Source organism: Rhizobium pantanalense (genome assembly GCF_030182525.1).
Classification (GTDB): Bacteria; Pseudomonadota; Alphaproteobacteria; order Rhizobiales; family Rhizobiaceae; genus Rhizobium.
This window is the reverse complement of record NZ_JAQJCH010000001.1, coordinates 959,323-979,785: the sequence shown is the minus strand read 5'-3', so window position 1 is coordinate 979,785 and position 20,463 is coordinate 959,323. Positions and strand designations below refer to the sequence as shown.

The window sequence follows — 20,463 nt, the reverse complement described above, 5'->3', positions numbered from 1 at the left end:
TTACACCATCCTGCCCATGCGCCTTCCCACCACGATAAGAACGATCGAGTTTTTCATGGGGCGAAGTGATAGACAGAAAATTTCGAAGCGTCAACGCGTGAAGCAATAAAAAATCGCGGCCCCGCGGAAACCCTATAAAAAGCGTGGGTGGACGACAGGGTTTTATTAAGCCACCGTCTCTATGCTCCAGCGACTAATGATTGGGGTAACTGTTTGCTGAATAACGACCTGCAGACATCAGGCAACGCTGGAGATCTCGATCGCCGCGACAAACTGAAACCGGGAAATCGCTTCCTCGGTCGCGTCGTCGCGTGTAACGGTTCTAGAGCGACGATCGCCGCCGTGGCCGAGGCCGGCGGCACGGACCTGACCGAACTCTGGTCGGTCGGTCGGCTGATTTCCATCAGTGTCGGAAAGAACCGCGTCGCAGCCCTCGTCTATTCGATGAATACGCAAAGCGTCGGCTGGGGCGAAGGGCAGGACAATCTCTTTCGAATCGAGGTCGAGCTGTTGGGCGAGGTTCGCCTCGGCCCCGATGGCCGCGAGGAGTTTTCGAGCGGGATATCAGCCTACCCCTATCTCGGCGCCATCGCGCACCGTATTCGCGCCGCCGACCTCATGCGCATTTTCGATGCCGGCAAGGGCAGCAGCTGTGTCATCGGCAAGCTGACGCAGGACGAAAGCATCGATGCCGCCATCCACATTCCCTCAATGCTGTCGAAGCATTTTGCGGTCGTCGGCTCGACCGGCGTCGGCAAATCCACGGCCGTCTCGCTGCTGCTGCACAAAGCAATCAGCGCCGATCCGAAACTACGCGTGCTGATCCTCGATCCGCATAATGAATTCGCCGCCGCCTTTCCCCGACACGCCGTCGTCATCGATACCGATACGCTCGACCTGCCCTTCTGGCTGATGCGGCTTGAGGAGTTCAGCGAAGTCGTCTTCCGTGGCCGACCGGCGATCCCCGAGGAGCTCGACGCTCTGCGCGATCTCATTCCCGAAGCACGCCGCGCCTTCCGGGGCAGCGATTCCACCCTGATGCGCCGCCAGACGGAAAAGTCTTCGGTGACTGCAGACACACCGGTCCCCTATCGCATGGCCGATCTATTGGCGCTGATAGACGAACGCATCGGTCGGCTGGAAGGCCGTCAAGAAAAGCCGCATCTGCGCTCACTGAAGATGCGCATCATGTCGGCGATCAACGATCCCCGTTATCACTTCATGTTCTCCAACAATACGATCACCGATACGATCATGGAGACCATCGCCAAGATCTTCCGAATTCCAGGCGACGGCAAGCCGATCTGTACCTTCCAGCTCGCCGGCATTCCCTCGGAAGTCATCAATTCCGTCGCCTCCGTCCTTTGCCGCATGGCCTTCGAACTGGCGCTTTGGAGCGACGGCGCGATCCACATGCTCGTCGTCTGCGAGGAGGCGCACCGCTACATCCCCGCCGATCCGACACTCGGCTTCCTCCCAACACGACAGGCGATCGCCCGCATCGCCAAGGAAGGCCGCAAATACGGCGTATCGCTCGGCATCATCACCCAGCGCCCGGGCGAACTCGATCAAACGATCCTGTCGCAGTGTTCGACGCTCTTCGCCATGCGTCTCGCCAATGATCGCGATCAGGAAATCATCCGTTCGGCCATTCCGAACTCCTCGATCTCGACGACAAGCTTTCTCTCATCGATCGGCAACGGCGAAGCCATCGCCTTTGGCGAGGCCATCGCAGTGCCGATGCGCATGCGCTTTTCCCAGGTCGAACGGCATTTGCTGCCGAAAGCCAGCGGCAGCGTCGCGAAAACCAGCGAGGATTCTCCGGATACGGTCGATTTGCGCACGATCATCGGCCGCATGCGCTCGATTTCAGGCCCCGATATCAGCCCTCTGCAGCAGAGCTACAATGCTATGCCCGTGACGGATATCAAGGATGATTTCGACGAAGTGCCAGTCGAGCAGCCAACGCGGCCCCAAGCGGAATCGAGCCAACAACCGATCGAACCTTATCGGCCGGACATGCTGCCGCGCACCGCCGCACCGCAACCTGCAGCGGCTTCACAAACGTCGATCGACAGCAAGCTTGCGGAATTGCGCCGCGAATTCCGCAGCGATGAAGGAGGCACGCGCACGGTGCCGCCAAGAGAGGCCGCTCCCTCGCTGCGGCGAGAATCCGGCTTGTTCCTACGGGACAGTATTCTGAAAAAGCCACTCAGCAGCCTTTACGACAAGGACTGACCCTCGAGCTACGGGCTCAAACGCTCCCAGCTCTCGTCCATCTGATTGCGGAACCAGGTCATCTGCCGCTTGGCATATTGCCGCGTCGCGGCAGATCCGGTTTCGATGACCTCGGCACGTGTCACCTCCCCCTTCAGCAGCGCGGCGATCTGCGCGACCCCGATTGCCTTCATGACGGGCATTTCCGGCGGAAGACCCAGTGCCAGCAGGGCCTGCACCTCGTCTTCCGCTCCCATCGCCAGCATTTTCTCGAAACGGCTGTTGATGCGTTCGTGCAGGATAGCGCGCTCAGGCAGAACCACGATCTTTCGCGCACGGTCGGGATTGATGATCATCGGCCCGTTCTTGCCTTGAAAATCGGCTATGGACCGGCCTGTCGCTTCAATCACTTCCAGGGCGCGAACGATACGCTGCCCGTCCTGCGGGTTCAGCGTTTCCGCAACGGCGGCGTCGCGCTCCGCAAGCTCACGATGCAGCACTTCCGCCCCTTCCGCCAGCAGCCGACCGCGGAGGCGATTGCGTATACCAAGCGGAATCTCCGGCATGTCGGACAGTCCGCCCGTCAGCGCCTTGAAATAGAGGCCGGTGCCACCGACGAAGACAGGCATTCTGCCCTTGCCGCGCAAGCGCTCGACCAAGGTGCCTGCCTCGCGCAGCCAGACGCCAGTCGAATAAGCCTGTCCCGCCGGGACATGACCGTAGAGATGGTGCGGAATGCCCTCCATATCGGCCTCGGAGGGCCGCGCGGTCAGCACGCGGAGGGTATCATAGACCTGCATGCTGTCGGCATTGATGACGACGCCATCATGCGAACGGGCCAATTCTACCGCCAGTGCGGACTTGCCGCTGGCGGTCGGCCCGGTTATCAGGATCGCGTCGATATTGCTCATAGGATTTCTGCTCATGGCCTTCGTTGCCACGCTTATTGCCAATCCGTCAAACCCCGTTCTCGTTCCAGCCATGGCAGAACAGGCGGCTGATGCTGTCAAGGCGTCCGGGCTCTATTGGCTGGCCGACGGTATTGCCTGCGATATCGCGCTCCGCGACGGCACCGATATCCAGGCAGCCGAGGCCAATATATTGGCAGCGATCGGCAGCGCGCCGATCGACCTCGTCATCCAGCAGGCCGAAACCCGCCGCAAGAAATTGCTGATTGCCGACATGGATTCCACCATGATCGGCCAGGAATGCATCGACGAACTCGCCGCCGAAGTCGGCCTCAAGGAGAAGGTTGCCGATATCACCGCCCGCGCCATGAATGGGGAAATCGCCTTCGAGCCGGCGCTGCGCGAGCGTGTCGCGCTCTTGAAGGGACTGCCGCTTTCAGTTGTCGATGAGGTCATCGCCAAGCGCATCACGCTGACGCCAGGCGGCCCCGAGCTGATCGCCACCATGAAGGCGAAAGGCTATTACGCTGCCCTTGTTTCCGGCGGCTTCACCGTCTTCACCAGCAAGATCGGCGCCACCCTCGGCTTCGACGAGAATCGGGCAAATGTCCTGCTGGAAGAAAAGGGTCTCCTGACCGGCCTCGTCGAAGAACCCATCCTCGGTAAGCAGGCCAAGGTGGACGCGCTGAATGACATCGCCGAAAAGCTCGGTATCTCCGCCGATGACGCCATAGCCGTCGGCGACGGCGCCAATGACCTCGGCATGCTGCAGCTTGCCGGCTCCGGCGTGGCACTTCACGCCAAGCCGACGGTTTCAGCACAGGCCAGGATGCGCATCGACCACGGTGACTTGACCGCCCTGCTCTATATCCAGGGCTACCGCAAGACGGACTTCGTCAAACCATAGAGCAGCGCAAATCGCCGAGCTCGGGGACCGCAGATGATCATTACCGAAACCGAACGCCTCATCATCCGCAATTGGCGCGAAGGGGATCGCGACCTGGCCTTGGAGATCAATTCCGACGAGGCGGTCATGGAGTTCTTCCCGTTCCGCCGCAATCGTGCGGAAGCAGACGCCTTCTTCGATCGCGTCCAGTCGATGATCACGGAAACCGGGCTCGGTCTCTATGTGCTGGAGCTCAAGACCAGCGGCGAGGCAATCGGCTATTGCGGACTGGTGCGCACCGATCATCTGGAGCCGTTCGTCGCAATCGGAACCGTCGAGATCGGCTGGCGGCTGGTGGCGCGGCACTGGGGCAAGGGATTGGTCACCGAGGCGGCGCGGGCGCTTCTTGCTCACGGCTTCGAAAGGCACGGCCTTGACGAGATCGTTTCCTTCGCCGTGCATGACAATGTCAGGTCGACCGCTGTCATGGAGGGGATCGGCATGCATCGCGTCGAGGGCGGCGATTTCAACCATCCCCATGTGCCCGATACCCATCCTCATCTGCAGCACCACGTCCTCTATCGCCTGACGGCAGCTCAGTGGCGCTCCCGGCAATGACCCCGATCGAAACGGCTCGGCTGATCCTGCGCCCCTGCGCGGAAGAGGATCGCGGGTTGTTTTATGAACTCAGCTCCGACCCAGCCGTTCTCGAATTCTTCCCCTTTGCCCGCAGCCGCGAAGATGCCGACACCATCTTTTCCATGATCCGGAACGTAACGCCGGAACCCGGCTTCGAACTTCTCACCATGGTCTTGAAAGGTGATGGCACTGCAGTCGGATTCTGCAGCCTGTCGAGAGTGCAGCTCGAGCCGCATTTGCCCCGCGATGCAGTGGAAATCGGCTGGCGGATATCAGCGCGCCATTGGGGCAAGGGCTACGCAACCGAGGCCGGCATAGCTCTTGTGCGTCACGCTTTCACCGTCCTGAATCTCCGCGAGATCCTCTCGGTTGCCGTCCATGACAACGGCCGCGCCCTCGCAGTGATGCGCAAGATCGGCATGCATCCTTATCCGGCCTTGGATTTCGACCATCCGCAAATTCCGGAGACGCATCCGCACCTGAAGCATCACGCGGTCTATCGCCTGAGCGCCGCCGAGTGGCGGGCGCAACAGACGGAGCAAGCCGGGAGCTGAATTCTACTCCAGCGCGACGGCGATGAAACGCAAGTCACCGTTCGGAGACGCAATCATCATCTGCGCATTGCGGCGGCCTTCCCGCTTCAGTGATGCCACCTTGTCCGAAGCAGCACTAGGAGTCTGAACGAATTCCTGTGCAACCTCAACGACGACGTCGCCAGGCTTCAGCCCCTTCTCCGCGGCGGCCGAGCCTGGTGCCACTTCGGTGATGACGACGCCATCGACACTGTCGGCGATGCCGAAGCTCTTGCGGTTTTCGGCAGTCAGCGTCGAGAGCTTCATTCCAAGAATATTCGAGGTCGCCTGAACTGGCGGCTGAGCCTGCGGCGATTGCTGCGGGTCGCCGCCCTGATCCTGTCCATCCATGCCGTCATCGTCACCATCGTCTCCCTGGTCAGGATTGATGACGCCGTCGCTGTTGCCCTTGTCGTCAGGCGCAAGCTGCGGCTTCTTGTTCTTGTCGGTGCTTGCGGCAGCCGCCTGATCGCTGTCCTCCAGCCGGCCGAGCGTCACTTTGACGGTTTGCTGCTTGCCGTCGCGATAGATGACGACATCGACTTCCTTGCCGACGGGGCTTTCGGCGACGACACGCGGCAGATCGCGCATCTCGTCCACATCCTTGCCGTCGAACTTCAAGATAACATCGCCCGCTTTGATCGAGCCGTTATCGACAGGGCCGCCCTTGATGACACCTGCCACGAGGGCGCCCTTGGCTTCTGAAAGACCGAGGCTATTGGCGACGTCGTCCGTGACAGGCTGAATGCGCACGCCAAGCCAGCCGCGGCGCGTCTCGCCGAAGTCACGGAGCTGATTGACAACGCCCTCCGCCAGCTCCGACGGGACGGCAAAACCGATACCGATCGAGCCGCCGCTTGGGGAGATGATGGCCGTGTTGATGCCGATCACCTCACCCTTCATGTTGAAGAGCGGACCGCCGGAGTTGCCCTTGTTGATCGCCGCATCGGTCTGGATGAAATTGTCGTAGGGGCCGGCGTTGATGTTGCGGCCGCGCGCCGAAACGATGCCGATGGTCACCGAGCCGCCGAGGCCGAAGGGGTTGCCGATCGCCATCACCCAGTCGCCGATCCGCATTTTGGAGGAATCGCCGAATTTGACAGCCGTGAGGGGATGCTTCGGCTCGACCTTGAGGACCGAAAGGTCGGTCTTCGTATCCGTTCCGATCAGCTTGGCCTTCAGCTTCGTGCCGTTCGGGAAGATCGCCTCGATATCGTCGGCCCCTTCGATGACGTGATTGTTGGTGACAATATAGCCTGAGGGATCGATGACGAAGCCGGAGCCGAGTGAGCTCACCTTGCGATTGCTGTCGTCGTCTTTCTTGTTATTGAAGAAATCGTTGAATTCATCCTGATAGGGCGAATTGTCCGGCACCTTCGGCGTCGCCGGCCCATTTCCCTCATCCTTGACCTTCTGGGATGTGGAAATATTGACGACCGCATCGAGCAAGCCGGAAGCGAGATCGGCAACCGATGCCGGGCCGGCATTCATGGCCGGATTCGCCGTGATCGTGGGAGATGCTGCCGGCGGTGTCTGATTGTTGGTCGCGGCCGGCGGCTGGGCACCTGCGGCTGCACCGCTGTTCTGCGTCTGCGCATAAGCCTGTTCGGTGACGCCCGCAACGGGGCCGGCAATCAGTGCAATGCTTGCGAGCAAGGCAAACGAACGGCTGAAAGGCAGGCGATTGGTCGAAGCCATCAGGCATCCTCATAAAGAAAGGGAAAACTTGTATAAGCATCAACATAAGGCGGAATGATGAAGCGTGAAATCACCTTTTTGAGAAATCCCCGAAGCTCCCCGCCGCCGATGCTTGCAGGCGAAAGGCGATGCAATCCGTCATAAAGAAAAGGGCCGCCCTGAAGCAGCCCTTTCGTTTCAGTGTAATGACGCCTCAGTTCTCAGGCGGCGTCGGATTCGCGAGTGCCGGCGCGCCCGAATTGGGCGCAGACCCCTGAGGACTGTCAAAATACTTGAAGAAGTCCGACTGGTTCGGCGGCAGGACAAGCGTCTTGCCACCCGAGGCAAGCGCCTTGTTATAGGCGGCCATTGAGCGATAGAACTCGTAGAAGTTCGGATCGCGCTTCGAGGCATCCGCGAAGATGCCGTTGCGTTCAGCTTCGCCTTCACCACGCAGCACTTCCGAATCCTTCTGCGCATCGGCAACGATCTCGACGACTTGACGGTCAGCGACCGCCCGGCGGCGCTGGCCCTCTTCGTTACCGCGCGCGCGGATCAGCTCGGCTTCCGCCAGACGCTCAGCCTTCATGCGGTCGTAAGTGTTCTGCGACACTTCCTGAGACAGGTCTGTGCGGCGTATACGGACGTCCTCAATGTTGAGGCCGAGTGTTTCCGCATCGCGATGCAGATCGTTGCGCACTTCCGTCATCATTGCAGCACGTTCGTTGGAAAGCGCCGCTTCGAAACCACGCAGACCATAGACACGGCGCAGAGCAGCGTCGAGGCGGGTCCTGAGCCGCGATTCAGCCGCATCGCGATCACCCGAGACGGTCTCGCGGAACTTGCGCGCATCCATGATCTTGTAGACCACGAAGGCATCGACTTCATAGAACTTGCCGCCAGAGACCTGGACACGGATGTTGTCCAGATCGAAGCGGAGTTCCTGCTGCTGCACATACTGGACACGATCGGCATCCATGAAGGCGAAAGGCAGCTTGAAGTAGATGCCCGGCTCCGTCTTCACGTCGCGAATCTGGCCGAAGCGCAGAACGATCGCCTGTTCACGGGCATTGACCACGAACACCGACGAATAAATAAGCAGCAGCACTACCGCGAGCGCGATAAGAATGGCTGGCAAACGGCTGGATGTCATTATTTGGCCTCCGGCTGAGTTGCAGCGGCGGGCTTGCCTGCCTGCGTCGTGGACTGCTTGCCGATTTCGTTCAGCGGCAGGTAAGGCACGACGCCCTGCTTGTCGTCGATGATGATGCTGTTGGAATTGCCGATGACGGACTCCATGGTTTCCAGGAACAGACGCTTGCGCGTGACCTCGGGCGCCTTGACGTATTCGTCGTAGATCGAGATGAAGCGCTGCGCTTCACCCTGAGCTTCCTTCACGATACGGTCCTTGTAGGCAGCCGCTTCTTCGCGAATCTGAGCCGCGCGACCGCGGGCCTGACCGAGCTTCTGGTTGGCGTATTGATTGGCCTCTTCCACCTGCTGGTCTTCGTTCTGCTCCGCACGCTGCACTTCTTCAAATGCATCGGCCACTTCGCGCGGCGGCGAGACATCCTCGATCGGAACGGCGTTGATGGAGATACCGGAGCCATAGCGATCCATCGTATCCTGGATGATGCCTCTGACCTCGGTCGCGATTTCCTGACGCTTGTCGCGATAGATGTCCTGAGCCGGACGGCGGCCAACGACCTCGCGCATGGCGCTCTCCGCAACCTGCTGCAAAGTCTCGTCGGGGGTCTCGAGATTGAACAGGTAGGATTGCGGGTTGGTCACGGTATAGAGGATCGAGAACTGCACGTTGACGATGTTCTGATCACCCGTCAGCATTAGACCAGCATTCGAACCGGCCGAGGAGCGGCCGCCAATATTGCGCTGCTGTTCTGTGACCTTCACGAATTCGATGCGGTCCATCGGCCAGATATGGAAATGCAGGCCGGGCATGGAGACTTCCTCGCGCGGCTTGCCGAAGCGCAGCTCAACGCCGCGCTCGTCCGGCTGCACGGTATAGATGCACTGGATCAGCCAGAAAACGGCAATCACTCCGATGATGATGAGCACGACGCCTGCATTGAAGCCACCGGGAACGAAACCTTTCAATCGGTCCTGACCGCGGCGAATGATATCCTCCAGGTCCGGAGGCCCTCCGTTACCGCTGCCCCGCGGCCGGTTCGGTCCCTGCCCCCAAGGTCCCTGATTATTTCCGCCGCCACCGCCGCCCCATGGGCCACCGCCGCCGCCATTCTGATTGCTCCAAGGCATCAAAACCTCTTTGTTTGTTGACTCCCGATATCGCGCCGGAAATTGCGGGATTCATGGCTCGAACTCCGCAGACCGCAGCGATTGTTTCCCGTTATAGGTATCGAAGCACCTGCTTTCAACGCGACTTCAGGAAGTTCGTCGGATTCATTGGAAAATATTTGCTTTTTTGGGGGCAGCTCTTATGCTTTTCGTCTGAAATAGCGAACGAAACGCGTCGGATAAGTGTCCTTTTCTCCAGCCGGAACGGCAAGCTCGCTATCCGCCTGCCAGATCCCGGGATCGATCTTTGGAAAGGATGTGTCGCCCTCTACGTCCGCCTCGACATGGGTGATCAGCAGCCGGTCTGCCAGACCGATCGCCTGCCGATAGATTTCGCCACCGCCGAGGATGCAGATTTCGTCGACATTGCTCTCGTTCGCCAGACGCGACGCAACCGAAATCGCTTCATCGAGCGAGTGCGCCACCGTTATTCCCTCGGCTGTAAAATCGGTATCCCGGGTAATGACGACATTCGGTCGGCCCGGCAGCGGCTTGCCGATCGACTGGAACGTCTTGCGACCCATGATTACGGGTTTGCCGAGCGTCATCCCCTTGAAGCGCTTGAGATCGGACGACAGTCGCCAGGGCATATCGCCTTCGCGCCCGATGATGCCGTTGCGCGATACGGCAACGACGATGGTCTTGATCGGCTGGGTCATGCGTCTCCCTCAGTCTGCCTCACCGACGCCAGTGCGAGTCGGTCCGACGAGTTTATATCATCATGGCCGCAACGGCAGATGGAACGTACCTGCCACGGCCTGGTATCAGGCGCCACTATTCAATTTATCGAGCTGGCCGGCCAAAATGCCTCCATTTTCCCGATCCTTGGCCATCTTCCGATAGAGCCCGGCCATGCCTTTGAAGATCAAGGCAGCTGGATCATCCTCGCCGAGGAATTCGGAAATCTCATCCATCTCCGCGACCCAGCGATAGGCTTTCGGATACATGTCCGGAATGCCGTGGACAAATTTCGCGTCGAGGTCCGGCAGGCTTTCCTGAAGTTCACGTTTCAGGGCAGCATCTGCCCCTGAACGGATGGCGGCAAGCAGCATGGCGGCGCCGAGGCCCGTCACGCCCTTGTTGATGCCCGCGTAGCACATCTTCAGTGCGGAGGCCGCGCCGATCGCCCCATCGATGCTGCGGACCTGCAGTCCGTATTCGACCAGCACGCCGCTGTCGTTCGCCGTATCGCCGCTCACATAGAGTTTCGGTCCCTTCTGGCCGGGCTTCGGCGGACCGCCGATGATGGAGCCGTCGAGAACCACGCCGCAGTCGCCGCCGAAGATCGCCGCAATCTCCGCCATGGTCTTCGGCGAGATCGCATTGCAGTCAAGGAATGTTGCCTTACGGCCGCTTCGCCGCATTTCGCCGGCAATCTGCTCGGCGACGGCAATCGCCTCCGCAGGCGGAACGATGGAAAGAATGAGAGACGACGCCGCGATGGCGTCCAATCCGACCGGCTCCATGCCGGCTGCTTTCGCCCGCTCGATGGTCGAAGCCGAACGCCCTTCGAGATAGGTGAGCACCCTCGCCCCCTTTTCGACCAAACGCCGGCCAATGGCACTTCCCATGGCGCCGGCTCCGATGACTGCGATCTCCACGGCCAATCTCCTTCTCCGATCGAGGAAGACGGCAGCATATCGCCTATCGTTCGGCCGGACGAGCGCAATGCCTTGCGGTCACGGTAAGTTTAGCGCCGGCCGTCAAGCGTTGCGAAACACGAGGACGGCATAGATGCAGGGCTCTCCGCTTTCATTCTTGAAGACGCAATCCGTCGGCGGACCGAGCTCGAGGCAATCGCCCACGGACATCGAGTGCCTCGTCTCTCCCTCGAGAAAGGTCAGCCGTCCCTCCAGCACCCAGATGAGCTGCCGCATGAAGGTATAAGCCGATGCGGGCATCGGAACCTCCGCGCCGGCAGGCAACTCGATGCGGACGAGATCGAGCGGCAGGTCCGACTTCGGGGAAACGTGCCGGCGCTCATAGCCCGTTTGCGGATCGACCCAGACGGGCTGCTCTTCCTTTCGGAGAAACCGGCCCTGCTGCATCTCCGCACGCGCCATCAGGGCTGACATGCTCAGGCTGAAGGCACCGGAAAGCTTGCCGAGCAGCGTCGCCGTCGGGCTGCTTTCGCCGCGCTCGATCTTGTGGATCATGGCACGGGATACCGTAGAACGGTCCGCCAGCTCCGTCAGCGACCAGCCGCGGCTTTCCCGTTCGATGCGAATGCGTGCGCCTATGCGCCTGTCGATATTATCAAGGTGAGACATGCGTTTTACTATAGTGGACTTCCGGAAGGCTGGCAATTAGCGCCCTGCAAATCCGAAAACCTGATCTCTCAGGAACCTCATAGCGCGGTGCGTTTTATCCGTCGGATATATATAATAATATAGTGGACAGATATGGAAATCGATGTATGACAAGATAGAGTAACAAAGACATCTATCCGATTTAGTGGATGCCCTACGGAGCCGCCGATGCAAATTCGCGATGCGAGAGACGAGGATCTCGCGGGAATAACCGCGATCTATAACGACGCCGTCGCCAATACCACCGCGATCTGGAACGAGACGCAGGTCGACATCGCCAATCGCAAACGATGGCTGCAGGATCGGCATAAGCTCGGTTACCCCGTGCTGGTAGCGATCGATGATCATGGAGAAGTGGTCGGCTATGCCTCCTTCGGCGACTGGCGCGCATTCGACGGTTATCGCCACACGGTCGAGCATTCGGTCTATGTCCGAAACGATCAATATCGCGGCGGCATCGGCAAGGCGCTGATGATCGAGCTCATCGGGCGAGCCCGGGCGATCGGCAAACATGCGATGGTCGCAGGCATCGAGGCCGGCAATGTCGCCTCCATACGGCTGCACGAAAAACTCGGCTTCCAGCAGGTCGGCCTCCTCCCGCAGGTCGGCACGAAGTTCGGGCGGTGGCTGGATCTCGCCTTCCTGCAGCTGCTGCTGGACGAACGCGTCGATCCCGATCCCAAACCATAACCTGCAGGCATGGGGATCATGCCGATCACGGTGGCGAAACTCATTCTCGCCGGCGTTGCCGGCCGAAACGCCTAAACCGCGACTTCGGCGGCGATCGCCGCATGCGGCTCGTACCCCAGAACCTCGAAATCCGCGATGCGATAATCGTCGATGCTGTCGGGTCGGCGTAGTAGGCGCAAGGTCGGGAACGGCTTCGGCTCACGGCTGAGCTGCTCGCGGATCGCATCCAGATGGTTGAGATAGAGGTGGACGTCACCACCCGACCAGACCAGCTCGCCCATATCCATATCGACCTGCTGCGCGACCATGGCGAGCAAAACCGCCTGTTGACAGATGTTGAATGGATTGCCGAGGAACAGATCGCATGAGCGCTGGAAAACCATCAGACTGAGACGCGGCCGCTTGCCCCCTTCGGCAGAGATGTTCGATACGTGGAACTGATAGACCATGTGGCAGGGATGCAGCGCCATGTCGGCAAGTTCTCCGACATTCCAGGCATGGAAAATCATCCGGCGGCTGCTGGGATTGGTCTTGAGATCCTTGATGACAGCAGCGAGTTGGTCATGCACCCGGCCCTCTGCATCGCGCCATTGCCGCCACTGCTTGCCGTAGACCGGGCCGAGATCGCCCCATTGCAGAGCAAAAGCCTCGTCTTCCAGAATGCGCTTTTCAAAAGCGACCTGATCGATCTCTTCGCCCGTGATCTTGCGATATTTGGCGAGCGGCCAGTCGGTCCAGATCCGCACATTTTCCTTCAGCAGATTGCGGATATTGGTGTCACCGGTCAGGAACCAGAGCATCTCCTTGACGGCGAGCTTCCAGTAGACACGCTTGGTGGTGAAGATCGGGATCTGCCCCTTCGAAAGATCGAAACGCAACATCGCGCCGAGACCGCTTAAGGTGCCGACGCCGGTGCGATCGATGCGGCGATCGCCGTGCTCGAGCAGATGCGCCATCAGGTCGAGATATTGATACTCTGGGTGACGAGCCATCTTCCGCTCCGAAATCGCTTGAATTTCCGGCCGCAAGGCTGCCCAACAGCGGCCTACCGATTCCTTTTTCGCAATTCTAATGACAAGCCGCTGGGAAACCAACCGCAGGGAAACGTAATTCAGGTAAATCTCCGAACTTCGCGGACAAACCGATGTTTCCGCGACGTAATTATGACAATTGCCCTTCCCTTCGCCTGCGGAAAACACTATATCAGCCTTGCCGGTCTTCGGGCCGGCTATGGCGATAAATGAGCGGTGTAATAAACCTATTGGACCCGGGGGCGGTACCCGGCGCCTCCACCAAAAACCGGCCGGCAAGACTGGCGACAGACCGGCTTTTGATGGGGGCGAAACAGGATCGACAAGGGTGTAAAGATCGACTTTTCGCTCGGCATTGTACCGCCGTTATCGGGCTAAAATTGTAGTTGCAAACGACAACTATGCGGAAGCTCGTCTCGCTGCTTAATCGCGGTGTGACACTTCAAATAAAGTCCTAAGGGGTCGCACTCTTAGGCGGGGTTCGAAGGCACCTGGCAACAGAAGCCTTCACCTTCTTCTCCAGTGCTATATTATAGATCGACATGCGGTGACTCGCGCATAGGGCTTTTCCGGCGGCGTTCAGCGTGGCATAAGCCTATAAAAAACATGGCCAACGAAAGACAGGAAAGCATGGGGCAGGATCATATCCGCTACGACATTTTGGCACAGGACGCCCTGCGTGGAGTGATCCGCAAGGTGCTGACCGAGGTCGGCGCTACAGGCCGCCTGCCCGGTGACCACCATTTCTTCATCACTTTTCTGACTGGCGCTCCGGGCGTGCGCATTTCGCAGCACCTGAAGGCGAAGTATCCCGAGCAGATGACCATCGTCATCCAGCACCAGTTCTGGGATCTGAAGATCAGCGAAAGCCAGTTCGAGATCGGCCTTTCCTTCTCCGACGTTCCGGAAAAACTGGTCGTCCCCTTCAACGCCATCCGCGGCTTCTATGACCCATCTGTGAATTTCGAGCTGGAGTTCGACGTGCCGCTGGCTGACGAGGAAGAGGAAACCTCCTCAAGCGAGATCACCGCCTATCCGGTGCCGGTCGAAGGCGAGGAAGCGCCGGCGGCCGCAGCCAAGGAGGGCGAGGAAAAGAAGCCGGGATCGGTCGTCTCCCTCGACGCATTCCGCAAGAAGCAATAGGCATTGGAGGGGAAGCATTCGCTTCCCTTTTCATATCGGTAACGGAAGAGATCGATGAGCGCCGAAATCGTCAATCTGCGCCAGTTTCGCAAAAAGCAGGCCCGCTCGGACAAGGAAAAGCAGGCGGAGCAAAACCGCATCGCCTTCGGGCGAACCAAGGCTGAGAAGAAGCTGACGACGACGCTTAACGAAAAGGCCGCGAAGACGCACGAGGCCGGCCGAATCGAAACCAAGACGACCGAAGACTAGTTTAGACTCCCAGATAAAAAACTTCAGAAATCAGTTGCTTACTTCCCCATTTTGAATCACTTTCAGAAATATCCCGCCATTTCCGATTTTTGATCGATCCGCTGATGATCCGTAAACATTCCGCGACGCTTCATGGCCATCGCACAAGCTTTTCCCTTGAAGATGCCTTCTGGACAGAACTGAAGGCGATCGCCAGCGCGCGCGGTACGTCGCTCGCAGCGTTGATCTCCGAGATCGATGACGGGCGCGAAGCAGGCAGCAACCTCTCCTCGGCACTTCGCCTCTATGTCCTCAGATGGCTGAAGGATCGCAACTGAACGGTTGCGGGAAACTGGCGACAATGTCGTGAGCGCGCATCTGCCGCTCGACATAGATCGATTTGCAATTTGGCCGCCCTACTGGGCAACTCCCGGCAATTCATTGAAGTTCAACGGTGCCGTCGTTTGCGGCGCAGGCGGATGCTGCGTTTCGGCCTTGGCTCGCGCGTCGGCCGCCGCCTTGGCCTTGGCTGCCTCCTCGGCTGCCTGCTTGGCACGCGCCTCTTCCTCCTCCTGCTTTTGCGCAGCCGCCTGCCGGGCCAGATCGCGCAGCCGTTCTTCTTCCGCACGGCGCTGCTGCTCGACGGCGGCATCGCGCTGGCGCTGAGCCTCGCGCACGCCTGCAACATACTTGTACAGCGCCACCTCGCGCCGCAGCCGCTGCTTTTCAAGCACATTGGCCTGCAGGCGCTCGACACGCCGGCGCTCGCGCTCGAATGCCCGAACCGACAGGAAGCTGGTCACGTCCGTCACGTCCATTGTCCGGCCGGGTGAGTCCAGCGGTCCGGCGAAATCGAGGCGCAGCGCCGGTTCCGCCCCGCTCTGCGCTTCTGCGCCGGCGTTGAAATCGATGCCGAGAGAGCCGCGCATACGCTCATCCGGCAGGCTGATTTCGGCATTGCCCGAAAGCTTTGCCAGATCGTTGCTGGCAGCAATATTGGTCGCCCGCACCACGCCGGCGGAAATGTTGAAAGGGATGCTGGTCGCCGGAAGGACCGCTTCGCCGTTGTTGAGCAGCGTCTGCACGATCGGCAGCACCTTGGCGGCGGTGATATCGCCTTGAATCTGATCCGTCGCCGCAAGCAGCGGCGGCATGACGGAAAGATTGAGGCCACGTACATGCGTCTCGCTGAGCTTCATTTCACCCGAACCGCTGGCATTGGCCGCAAGGTCGGCAATGCTCTTGCCGCTCGCTTCGGCATTCATCGCAAGGCCGAAGCGGCCGGTGGCAAGCGGCGCACCGTCGCGCTGCCATGCGACAGCAGCAAGATCACCGTTGGCAAGGCTAAGCTTCGTCTGCAGCAGACCGGTACCGTCGGAATTGGCGAACATCGCGCTGCCGGTCAGCGTGCCGCCATTCCAGCCGCCCGTCAGATCGTTAAGTCGCAATTCTTCGCCCTTGTAGGTCGCATTGGCGGTGAAATTCGAAATGGGACCGAATATGCCGGGCCAAACCTGCTTTGCGGAAAGCTTGACGCCGATATCCATTCCGGTGAAGGCAGGCAGACCGAGTTTATCCTGGTTCAGAATGCCCGTCTTCGGATCGCTCATCGGCCCGTAGATAGCTTCCGCCAGCCAGTCGAGATCCGCCTTGTCGAGCGACAGTTCGCCCGATGCCTTGAGATTCGGCGCCTTCCGATCGACGGTCAGCGTGCCGGACATGTTATTGTCGGCAAACAGCCCCTTCATGTCCGAAAACACGATCTTGTCCGGGTTTAGGGCGGCATTGGCCTGGAACTTCACCGGCAAACCGGCGCCCATCTGCGGAATGCCGATGCCGTTCATCACGAAATAGGGATCGATGTCAGCGCTTTCGAGCGACAACGCTATGTTGCCGTTGAGGAAGGTGGCAGGACGCACATCCACCTTGCCGTTTGCGGTAAACGACGTCTTGTCGGTCGCAAATGTCAGTGCGGCATCGGCCGGATCGGTACCGCTTGCAGACACTTTCAGCGTCAGACGACCATTGGCATCGGCCTCAACAGGCAACGGATCGAGACCCGCCTGGCCGAACAGGATCGACGTCACCGAATTTTCCAGCGTTCCCTCGAGTGTCGTGGTGCCCTTGCCCGTGAACGCCGAAAGATCCGACATACGATAATCGAAATTGACGCGACTGCCGTTGGAAACGCCGGCAAGCGTCACCGTCAGCGCATTGTCCTGATCCCCGCCGAGCGTCACCGCCCCGCGAAGAGCCGTATTTCCATACCAGGCAGCATTGCGCACCAGCCGGTCCATGACGGGATGGTGCGGCAGATGCTGGCGCAGCATTTCGAAGAACGGCCCGGGATCGGCGGCCTTGAAGGTGATCTCGCCCGATCCCTTGTAGTCGGAAGGCGTGCCGTCAGCGCGGCCGGTTGCGGTGATTTCGGCGCCGGCGACATTGCGCACCGAAAGCTTATCGATCGTCAGAGCGCCGTCGGCAACGGAGAAGGACGTATCGACATTATCGGCCGGCACGCCGAATGCCATGAATTTTCCGGCCTGCAGATGCGCCGTGATCCGGTGGCCGAAGAGGGATTCTCCGCTATCCTGGCCGGTGAAGAGCCCGGTCAGCGCCCTCAGCGCGTCTAAGTCGAAAGTATCGCCGGTTAGATCGACGGCAAGCTTTGCCGGGATTTTGTCCGTCCCGCTCTGGCGATCAACGCGGCCTTTCAGCGTGGCCGAACCGATTGCAATCTCAAGATTTTCGAAGCGCTGTTCGTCATGCTTCAGGCTGACATCGGCGGAGAAGCCGGCCTGACGCAGCTGGCGTATCGCCGGATCGACCGACCCTACAAGCCACGACGCCAATCCCGAGGGCTGATTGGATGCGACAACCAGATTGCCGATGAAGTTCGGCTCGCCCCGCAGCATTAGATTGCCGCGCGCTTCGACCTGCGTGCGACCGGGCATCGTGCCGATCGCATGATCGATCTTCCATCCCGTTCCCGCCGGTTCGAGATCGAGCTGTACATCGCGTATGGTCGTGTCGCCCGCCACGATCGCCGGCAGGCGGAAGGTCGCCTTGCCGGGGACTTGCGGCACCGGGATTTCAGCCGCGATCGCAATCAGATTGTTCAGGCGCTGACGCGCGGAGATCGCCGGGTTGCGGTTGGTCTTGCCGTTGGTGCCCTTGTTGTTGCCGAGACGATTGACGTCAATCTGCTGGCCATCGGCCGTCAGCAGGAATTCCGGCTTGGAACCCGTATCCAGCGTCGCCTCGCCGGTGACGATATAGGGATCGTCATCGGCGCCGACTTCGAGACGGTATTCGGGAACGCGAATGCGATCATTCGTGAGTTCGAAACGGCCCTTGATGCGGGGCTGCGCCTTCTGATCGGCGGAATCACGCGCCTGCTTGTCGTTTACCCCAGCTGTGAAGGAGCCCATGTAATCGGGCTTGCTGTTGACGAGTTTCAATTCGCCGTCGAGATCGACATTCAGCGGATGACGATCCGGCATCAGCCGGGTGCGGACTCGCAGGACGCCGTTGTCATCAGGCTGGCTGCTGGAAACCGTGAAATTGCCATGCTCGTTGTCGAGTGCCGCATCACCCTCGATACGCCAAGGACCGGCAAGCGATCTGGCCGACATCTGGGCGTTCAGGCCGGTGACATGCCGGGTCCTCCCCGTCTGCTCGTCTATGAAGAGAATGTCGCCGTCTTCGACGTGAACGCTTTCGAGCACAACGGACTTTGCGGGAATTTCCGGCTGGCTGCCGCGCATCCAGTCAAGCGTGCCGTCCTTCAGCAGCCGCAGCCGTACCTTGGGCTTGGACACCCGCATATCGAAGATCAGCGCTTCGCCGGAAAGGAAAGGCGCAAGTTCCGCATCCATTGAGAATTCGGCGACCTGCACCAGCGGCGTGCCATCAGCCTCCTGGCCGACACGGACATCGTGCAGCGTCACCGACGGGAACGGCAGAAGGCGGGCATCGACCGTGCCGTGAACGGTCACCTTCTTGCCGATGATGCGGCTCGCCTGATCCTCGAAGTTCTTGCGAAAATCGGTCCAGTCTATGAAGAGCGGAGCGAGCAGCGCCACGAACAGCACCACCACGAGCAATCCACCCAGAAAAACCAGGACCCTACCTAACAACGCGTATCGTCTCCAATCTTCATTCCCAACATATGCAGGCGTCGCTTGTCAGAGCGCAATGCATGGTTCTACCCGATCTCAGCCTGTCACAGCAGCTCTTTTCAGGAGATATGCCCCATCTAGCGCATGTCAGTGGCTTTTCATGGCAAAAACCGGAAAAGTGCGAATGCAGCCTAGCGCCATTCGCGCCTGTAGCAAGCCAAGATCATGAAAATATTCCATCTTTCAGTGCCTGCGGAATATCTTCCCTGGATTGAAAATGCCATCCGGATCGAGCGAATCCTTGATCTGACGCATCAGATCGACCGCATCGCCGAGTTCCTGCTCCAGAAATGCCATCTTCCCCTGCCCTATGCCGTGCTCGCCGGTACATGTGCCATCCATGGCGAGCGCACGCGCGTTGAGGCGCGCGACGAATTCCTCGACGACGGCGATACCCTCCGGCGTCTTGTCGTCGAACAGGACGAGCACATGGAAATTACCATCGCCGGCATGGCCGACGATGGGTGCCAACAGGCCATGCGCCTCGATATCGGCCTGGGTTTCCGCGACGCATTCGGCAAGCCGCGAGATCGGCACGCAGACATCCGTCGATAGCGCAGCCAGCTCCGGCGCCAGCGCCCGGCAGGCCCAATAGGCGTCATGACGGGCTTTCCAGAGCTTGTTGCGCTCTTCCGCATTGCTGGTCCAAAGGAATTCGCCGCCACCGCATTCAGCCGCGATCTCGGCAAATTGCGCCGACTGCAGCTCAACAGTCTCGTCGGTGCCATGAAATTCCAGAAAAAGCGTCGGCTTCTCGTCGTAGCTCAGGCCGGAATAACGGTTGCAGGCCCGCATCTGCATGGCATCGAGCAGTTCGATGCGCGCCACGGGCACGCCCATCTGGATGGTCATGATGACCGCATCGCACGCCGCCTTGATATCCGGAAAAGCGCAGGCGCCGCCGGCGATCTTCTGGGGAATGCCCTGAAGGCGCAGGGTGATCGAGGTCAGCACGCCGAGCGTGCCTTCGGCGCCGACGAAAAGCCGTGTCAGATCGTAACCGGCCGACGATTTCTTGGCGCGGCGTGCGGTGCGGATTTCCTCGCCATTGGCGGTCACCACGGTCACGGACAGCACATTGTCCTTCATCGTGCCGTAGCGCACGGCATTGGTGCCCGATGCGCGCGTCGATGCCATGCCGCCGATCGAAGCATTGGCACCGGGATCGATGGGAAAGAACAGGCCGGTATCGCGCAGATAGGTATTAAGCTGCTCGCGGGTGACGCCGGGCTCGACCGTGCAATCCAGATCCTCGGCATTGACTTCGAGAATGCGGTTCATGCGGCTGAAATCGATGGAAATGCCGCCCTGTGGCGCATTCACCTGCCCCTCCAGCGAAGACCCAGTGCCAAAGGGAATGACCGGAACCTTGTGTTCGGCACATGCCTTCACGACAGTCCGCACGTCCTCGCTCGTTTCGGCAAAGACCACGCCGTCCGGCAGCTGCGATGGGATATAGGTGGTGGTATGGGCGTGCTGCGCACGAAAACTTTCGCCGGTCTGGAAACGCTCGCCAAAGGCCTGCTTCAGAATGCCGAGAACGGCGGATATGCCGGCCTCGTTGCGTGTTCCCGCCTTTGCATCAGCCAAAACCATAGTCCGAATCTCCCATCGCGGTCGTCCAGGGTGTTAACCCATCTCGGTTCTATGGGGCATTTGGGGCGGC

Annotated in this window: 18 protein-coding genes and 1 other RNA gene; 9 read left to right on the top strand and 10 right to left on the bottom strand. The window is 59.9% G+C overall.

What is annotated here, in order from left to right; all coding sequences use genetic code 11:
• Positions 1 to 213: 213 nt before the first annotated feature.
• On the top strand, positions 214 to 2,238 hold the full coding sequence (locus tag PH558_RS04650; protein ID WP_285202452.1) for an ATP-binding protein: 2,025 nt from the start codon (positions 214 to 216) through the stop codon (positions 2,236 to 2,238).
• Between the two features lie 8 nt (positions 2,239 to 2,246).
• Here PH558_RS04650 and miaA read toward each other — a convergent pair whose 3' ends face one another.
• Positions 2,247 to 3,128 (bottom strand): tRNA (adenosine(37)-N6)-dimethylallyltransferase MiaA, encoded by an 882-nt coding sequence (gene miaA, locus PH558_RS04645; protein ID WP_095435218.1) that lies wholly within the window; start codon positions 3,126 to 3,128, stop codon positions 2,247 to 2,249.
• Between the two features lie 13 nt (positions 3,129 to 3,141).
• On the opposite strand from miaA, the gene serB reads away from it, so the two are divergent.
• From serB to PH558_RS04630, 3 genes are read left to right on the top strand one after another with little or no spacing between them, the layout of a single operon-like run.
• Positions 3,142 to 4,032, top strand: coding sequence for a phosphoserine phosphatase SerB (gene serB / locus PH558_RS04640; protein WP_285202451.1), 891 nt, complete (start codon positions 3,142 to 3,144; stop codon positions 4,030 to 4,032).
• A 33-nt stretch (positions 4,033 to 4,065) separates the two neighbouring features.
• A complete protein-coding gene (locus PH558_RS04635) occupies positions 4,066 to 4,629 on the top strand; it encodes a GNAT family N-acetyltransferase (protein WP_285202450.1) in 564 nt (187 codons plus the stop codon).
• Positions 4,626 to 5,204: a GNAT family N-acetyltransferase gene (locus PH558_RS04630; RefSeq protein WP_285202449.1), complete on the top strand. Its 579-nt coding sequence runs from the start codon at positions 4,626 to 4,628 to the stop codon at positions 5,202 to 5,204. The genes PH558_RS04635 and PH558_RS04630 overlap by 4 nt, the downstream gene beginning before the upstream one ends.
• 3 nt (positions 5,205 to 5,207) lie before the next feature.
• On the opposite strand, the gene PH558_RS04625 is transcribed toward PH558_RS04630, so the two are convergent.
• From PH558_RS04625 to PH558_RS04600, 6 genes are all read right to left on the bottom strand, one after another.
• A complete protein-coding gene (locus PH558_RS04625; protein WP_095435222.1) occupies positions 5,208 to 6,920 on the bottom strand; it encodes a DegQ family serine endoprotease in 1,713 nt (570 codons plus the stop codon).
• A gap of 193 nt (positions 6,921 to 7,113) precedes the next feature.
• Complete coding sequence (gene hflC, locus PH558_RS04620; protein ID WP_095435223.1) at positions 7,114 to 8,052, bottom strand: protease modulator HflC; 939 nt, start codon at positions 8,050 to 8,052, stop codon at positions 7,114 to 7,116.
• Positions 8,052 to 9,176: an FtsH protease activity modulator HflK gene (gene hflK, locus PH558_RS04615; RefSeq protein ID WP_095435224.1), complete on the bottom strand. Its 1,125-nt coding sequence runs from the start codon at positions 9,174 to 9,176 to the stop codon at positions 8,052 to 8,054. The genes hflC and hflK overlap by 1 nt, the downstream gene beginning before the upstream one ends.
• Before the next feature lie 179 nt (positions 9,177 to 9,355).
• Entirely contained in the window at positions 9,356 to 9,874 is a 519-nt protein-coding gene (locus tag PH558_RS04610; RefSeq protein WP_285202448.1) for a dihydrofolate reductase, read from the bottom strand.
• 105 nt (positions 9,875 to 9,979) lie between these two features.
• Positions 9,980 to 10,816 (bottom strand): NAD(P)-dependent oxidoreductase, encoded by an 837-nt coding sequence (locus PH558_RS04605; protein WP_285202447.1) that lies wholly within the window; start codon positions 10,814 to 10,816, stop codon positions 9,980 to 9,982.
• Positions 10,817 to 10,918: 102 nt separating this feature from the next.
• Positions 10,919 to 11,485 (bottom strand): helix-turn-helix domain-containing protein, encoded by a 567-nt coding sequence (locus PH558_RS04600; RefSeq protein WP_095435227.1) that lies wholly within the window; start codon positions 11,483 to 11,485, stop codon positions 10,919 to 10,921.
• Positions 11,486 to 11,692: 207 nt separating this feature from the next.
• On the opposite strand from PH558_RS04600, the gene PH558_RS04595 reads away from it, so the two are divergent.
• A complete protein-coding gene (locus tag PH558_RS04595; protein ID WP_095435228.1) occupies positions 11,693 to 12,214 on the top strand; it encodes a GNAT family N-acetyltransferase in 522 nt (173 codons plus the stop codon).
• A 71-nt stretch (positions 12,215 to 12,285) separates the two neighbouring features.
• Here PH558_RS04595 and PH558_RS04590 read toward each other — a convergent pair whose 3' ends face one another.
• Complete coding sequence (locus PH558_RS04590) at positions 12,286 to 13,206, bottom strand: thymidylate synthase (protein WP_285202446.1); 921 nt, start codon at positions 13,204 to 13,206, stop codon at positions 12,286 to 12,288.
• A 180-nt stretch (positions 13,207 to 13,386) separates the two neighbouring features.
• Between PH558_RS04590 and ssrA the strand changes: the two genes are divergently transcribed.
• The 4 genes from ssrA to PH558_RS04570 all read left to right on the top strand — a co-directional run bounded on the left by ssrA (position 13,387) and on the right by PH558_RS04570 (position 14,954).
• Positions 13,387 to 13,757, top strand: a transfer-messenger RNA (tmRNA) gene (gene ssrA, locus PH558_RS04585).
• Positions 13,758 to 13,875: 118 nt separating this feature from the next.
• Positions 13,876 to 14,388, top strand: coding sequence for an SspB family protein (locus tag PH558_RS04580; RefSeq protein WP_095435230.1), 513 nt, complete (start codon positions 13,876 to 13,878; stop codon positions 14,386 to 14,388).
• A gap of 54 nt (positions 14,389 to 14,442) precedes the next feature.
• Complete coding sequence (locus PH558_RS04575; protein WP_095435231.1) at positions 14,443 to 14,637, top strand: DUF4169 family protein; 195 nt, start codon at positions 14,443 to 14,445, stop codon at positions 14,635 to 14,637.
• Between the two features lie 104 nt (positions 14,638 to 14,741).
• Positions 14,742 to 14,954, top strand: coding sequence for a ribbon-helix-helix domain-containing protein (locus PH558_RS04570; protein ID WP_092716493.1), 213 nt, complete (start codon positions 14,742 to 14,744; stop codon positions 14,952 to 14,954).
• Positions 14,955 to 15,032: 78 nt separating this feature from the next.
• Here the strand turns inward: PH558_RS04570 and PH558_RS04565 are convergent, their stop codons facing one another.
• Both PH558_RS04565 and PH558_RS04560 read right to left on the bottom strand, forming a co-directional pair.
• Entirely contained in the window at positions 15,033 to 18,755 is a 3,723-nt protein-coding gene (locus PH558_RS04565; RefSeq protein ID WP_285202445.1) for an AsmA family protein, read from the bottom strand.
• A 225-nt stretch (positions 18,756 to 18,980) separates the two neighbouring features.
• Entirely contained in the window at positions 18,981 to 20,393 is a 1,413-nt protein-coding gene (locus PH558_RS04560; RefSeq protein WP_285202444.1) for an FAD-binding oxidoreductase, read from the bottom strand.
• Positions 20,394 to 20,463: the final 70 nt, after the last annotated feature.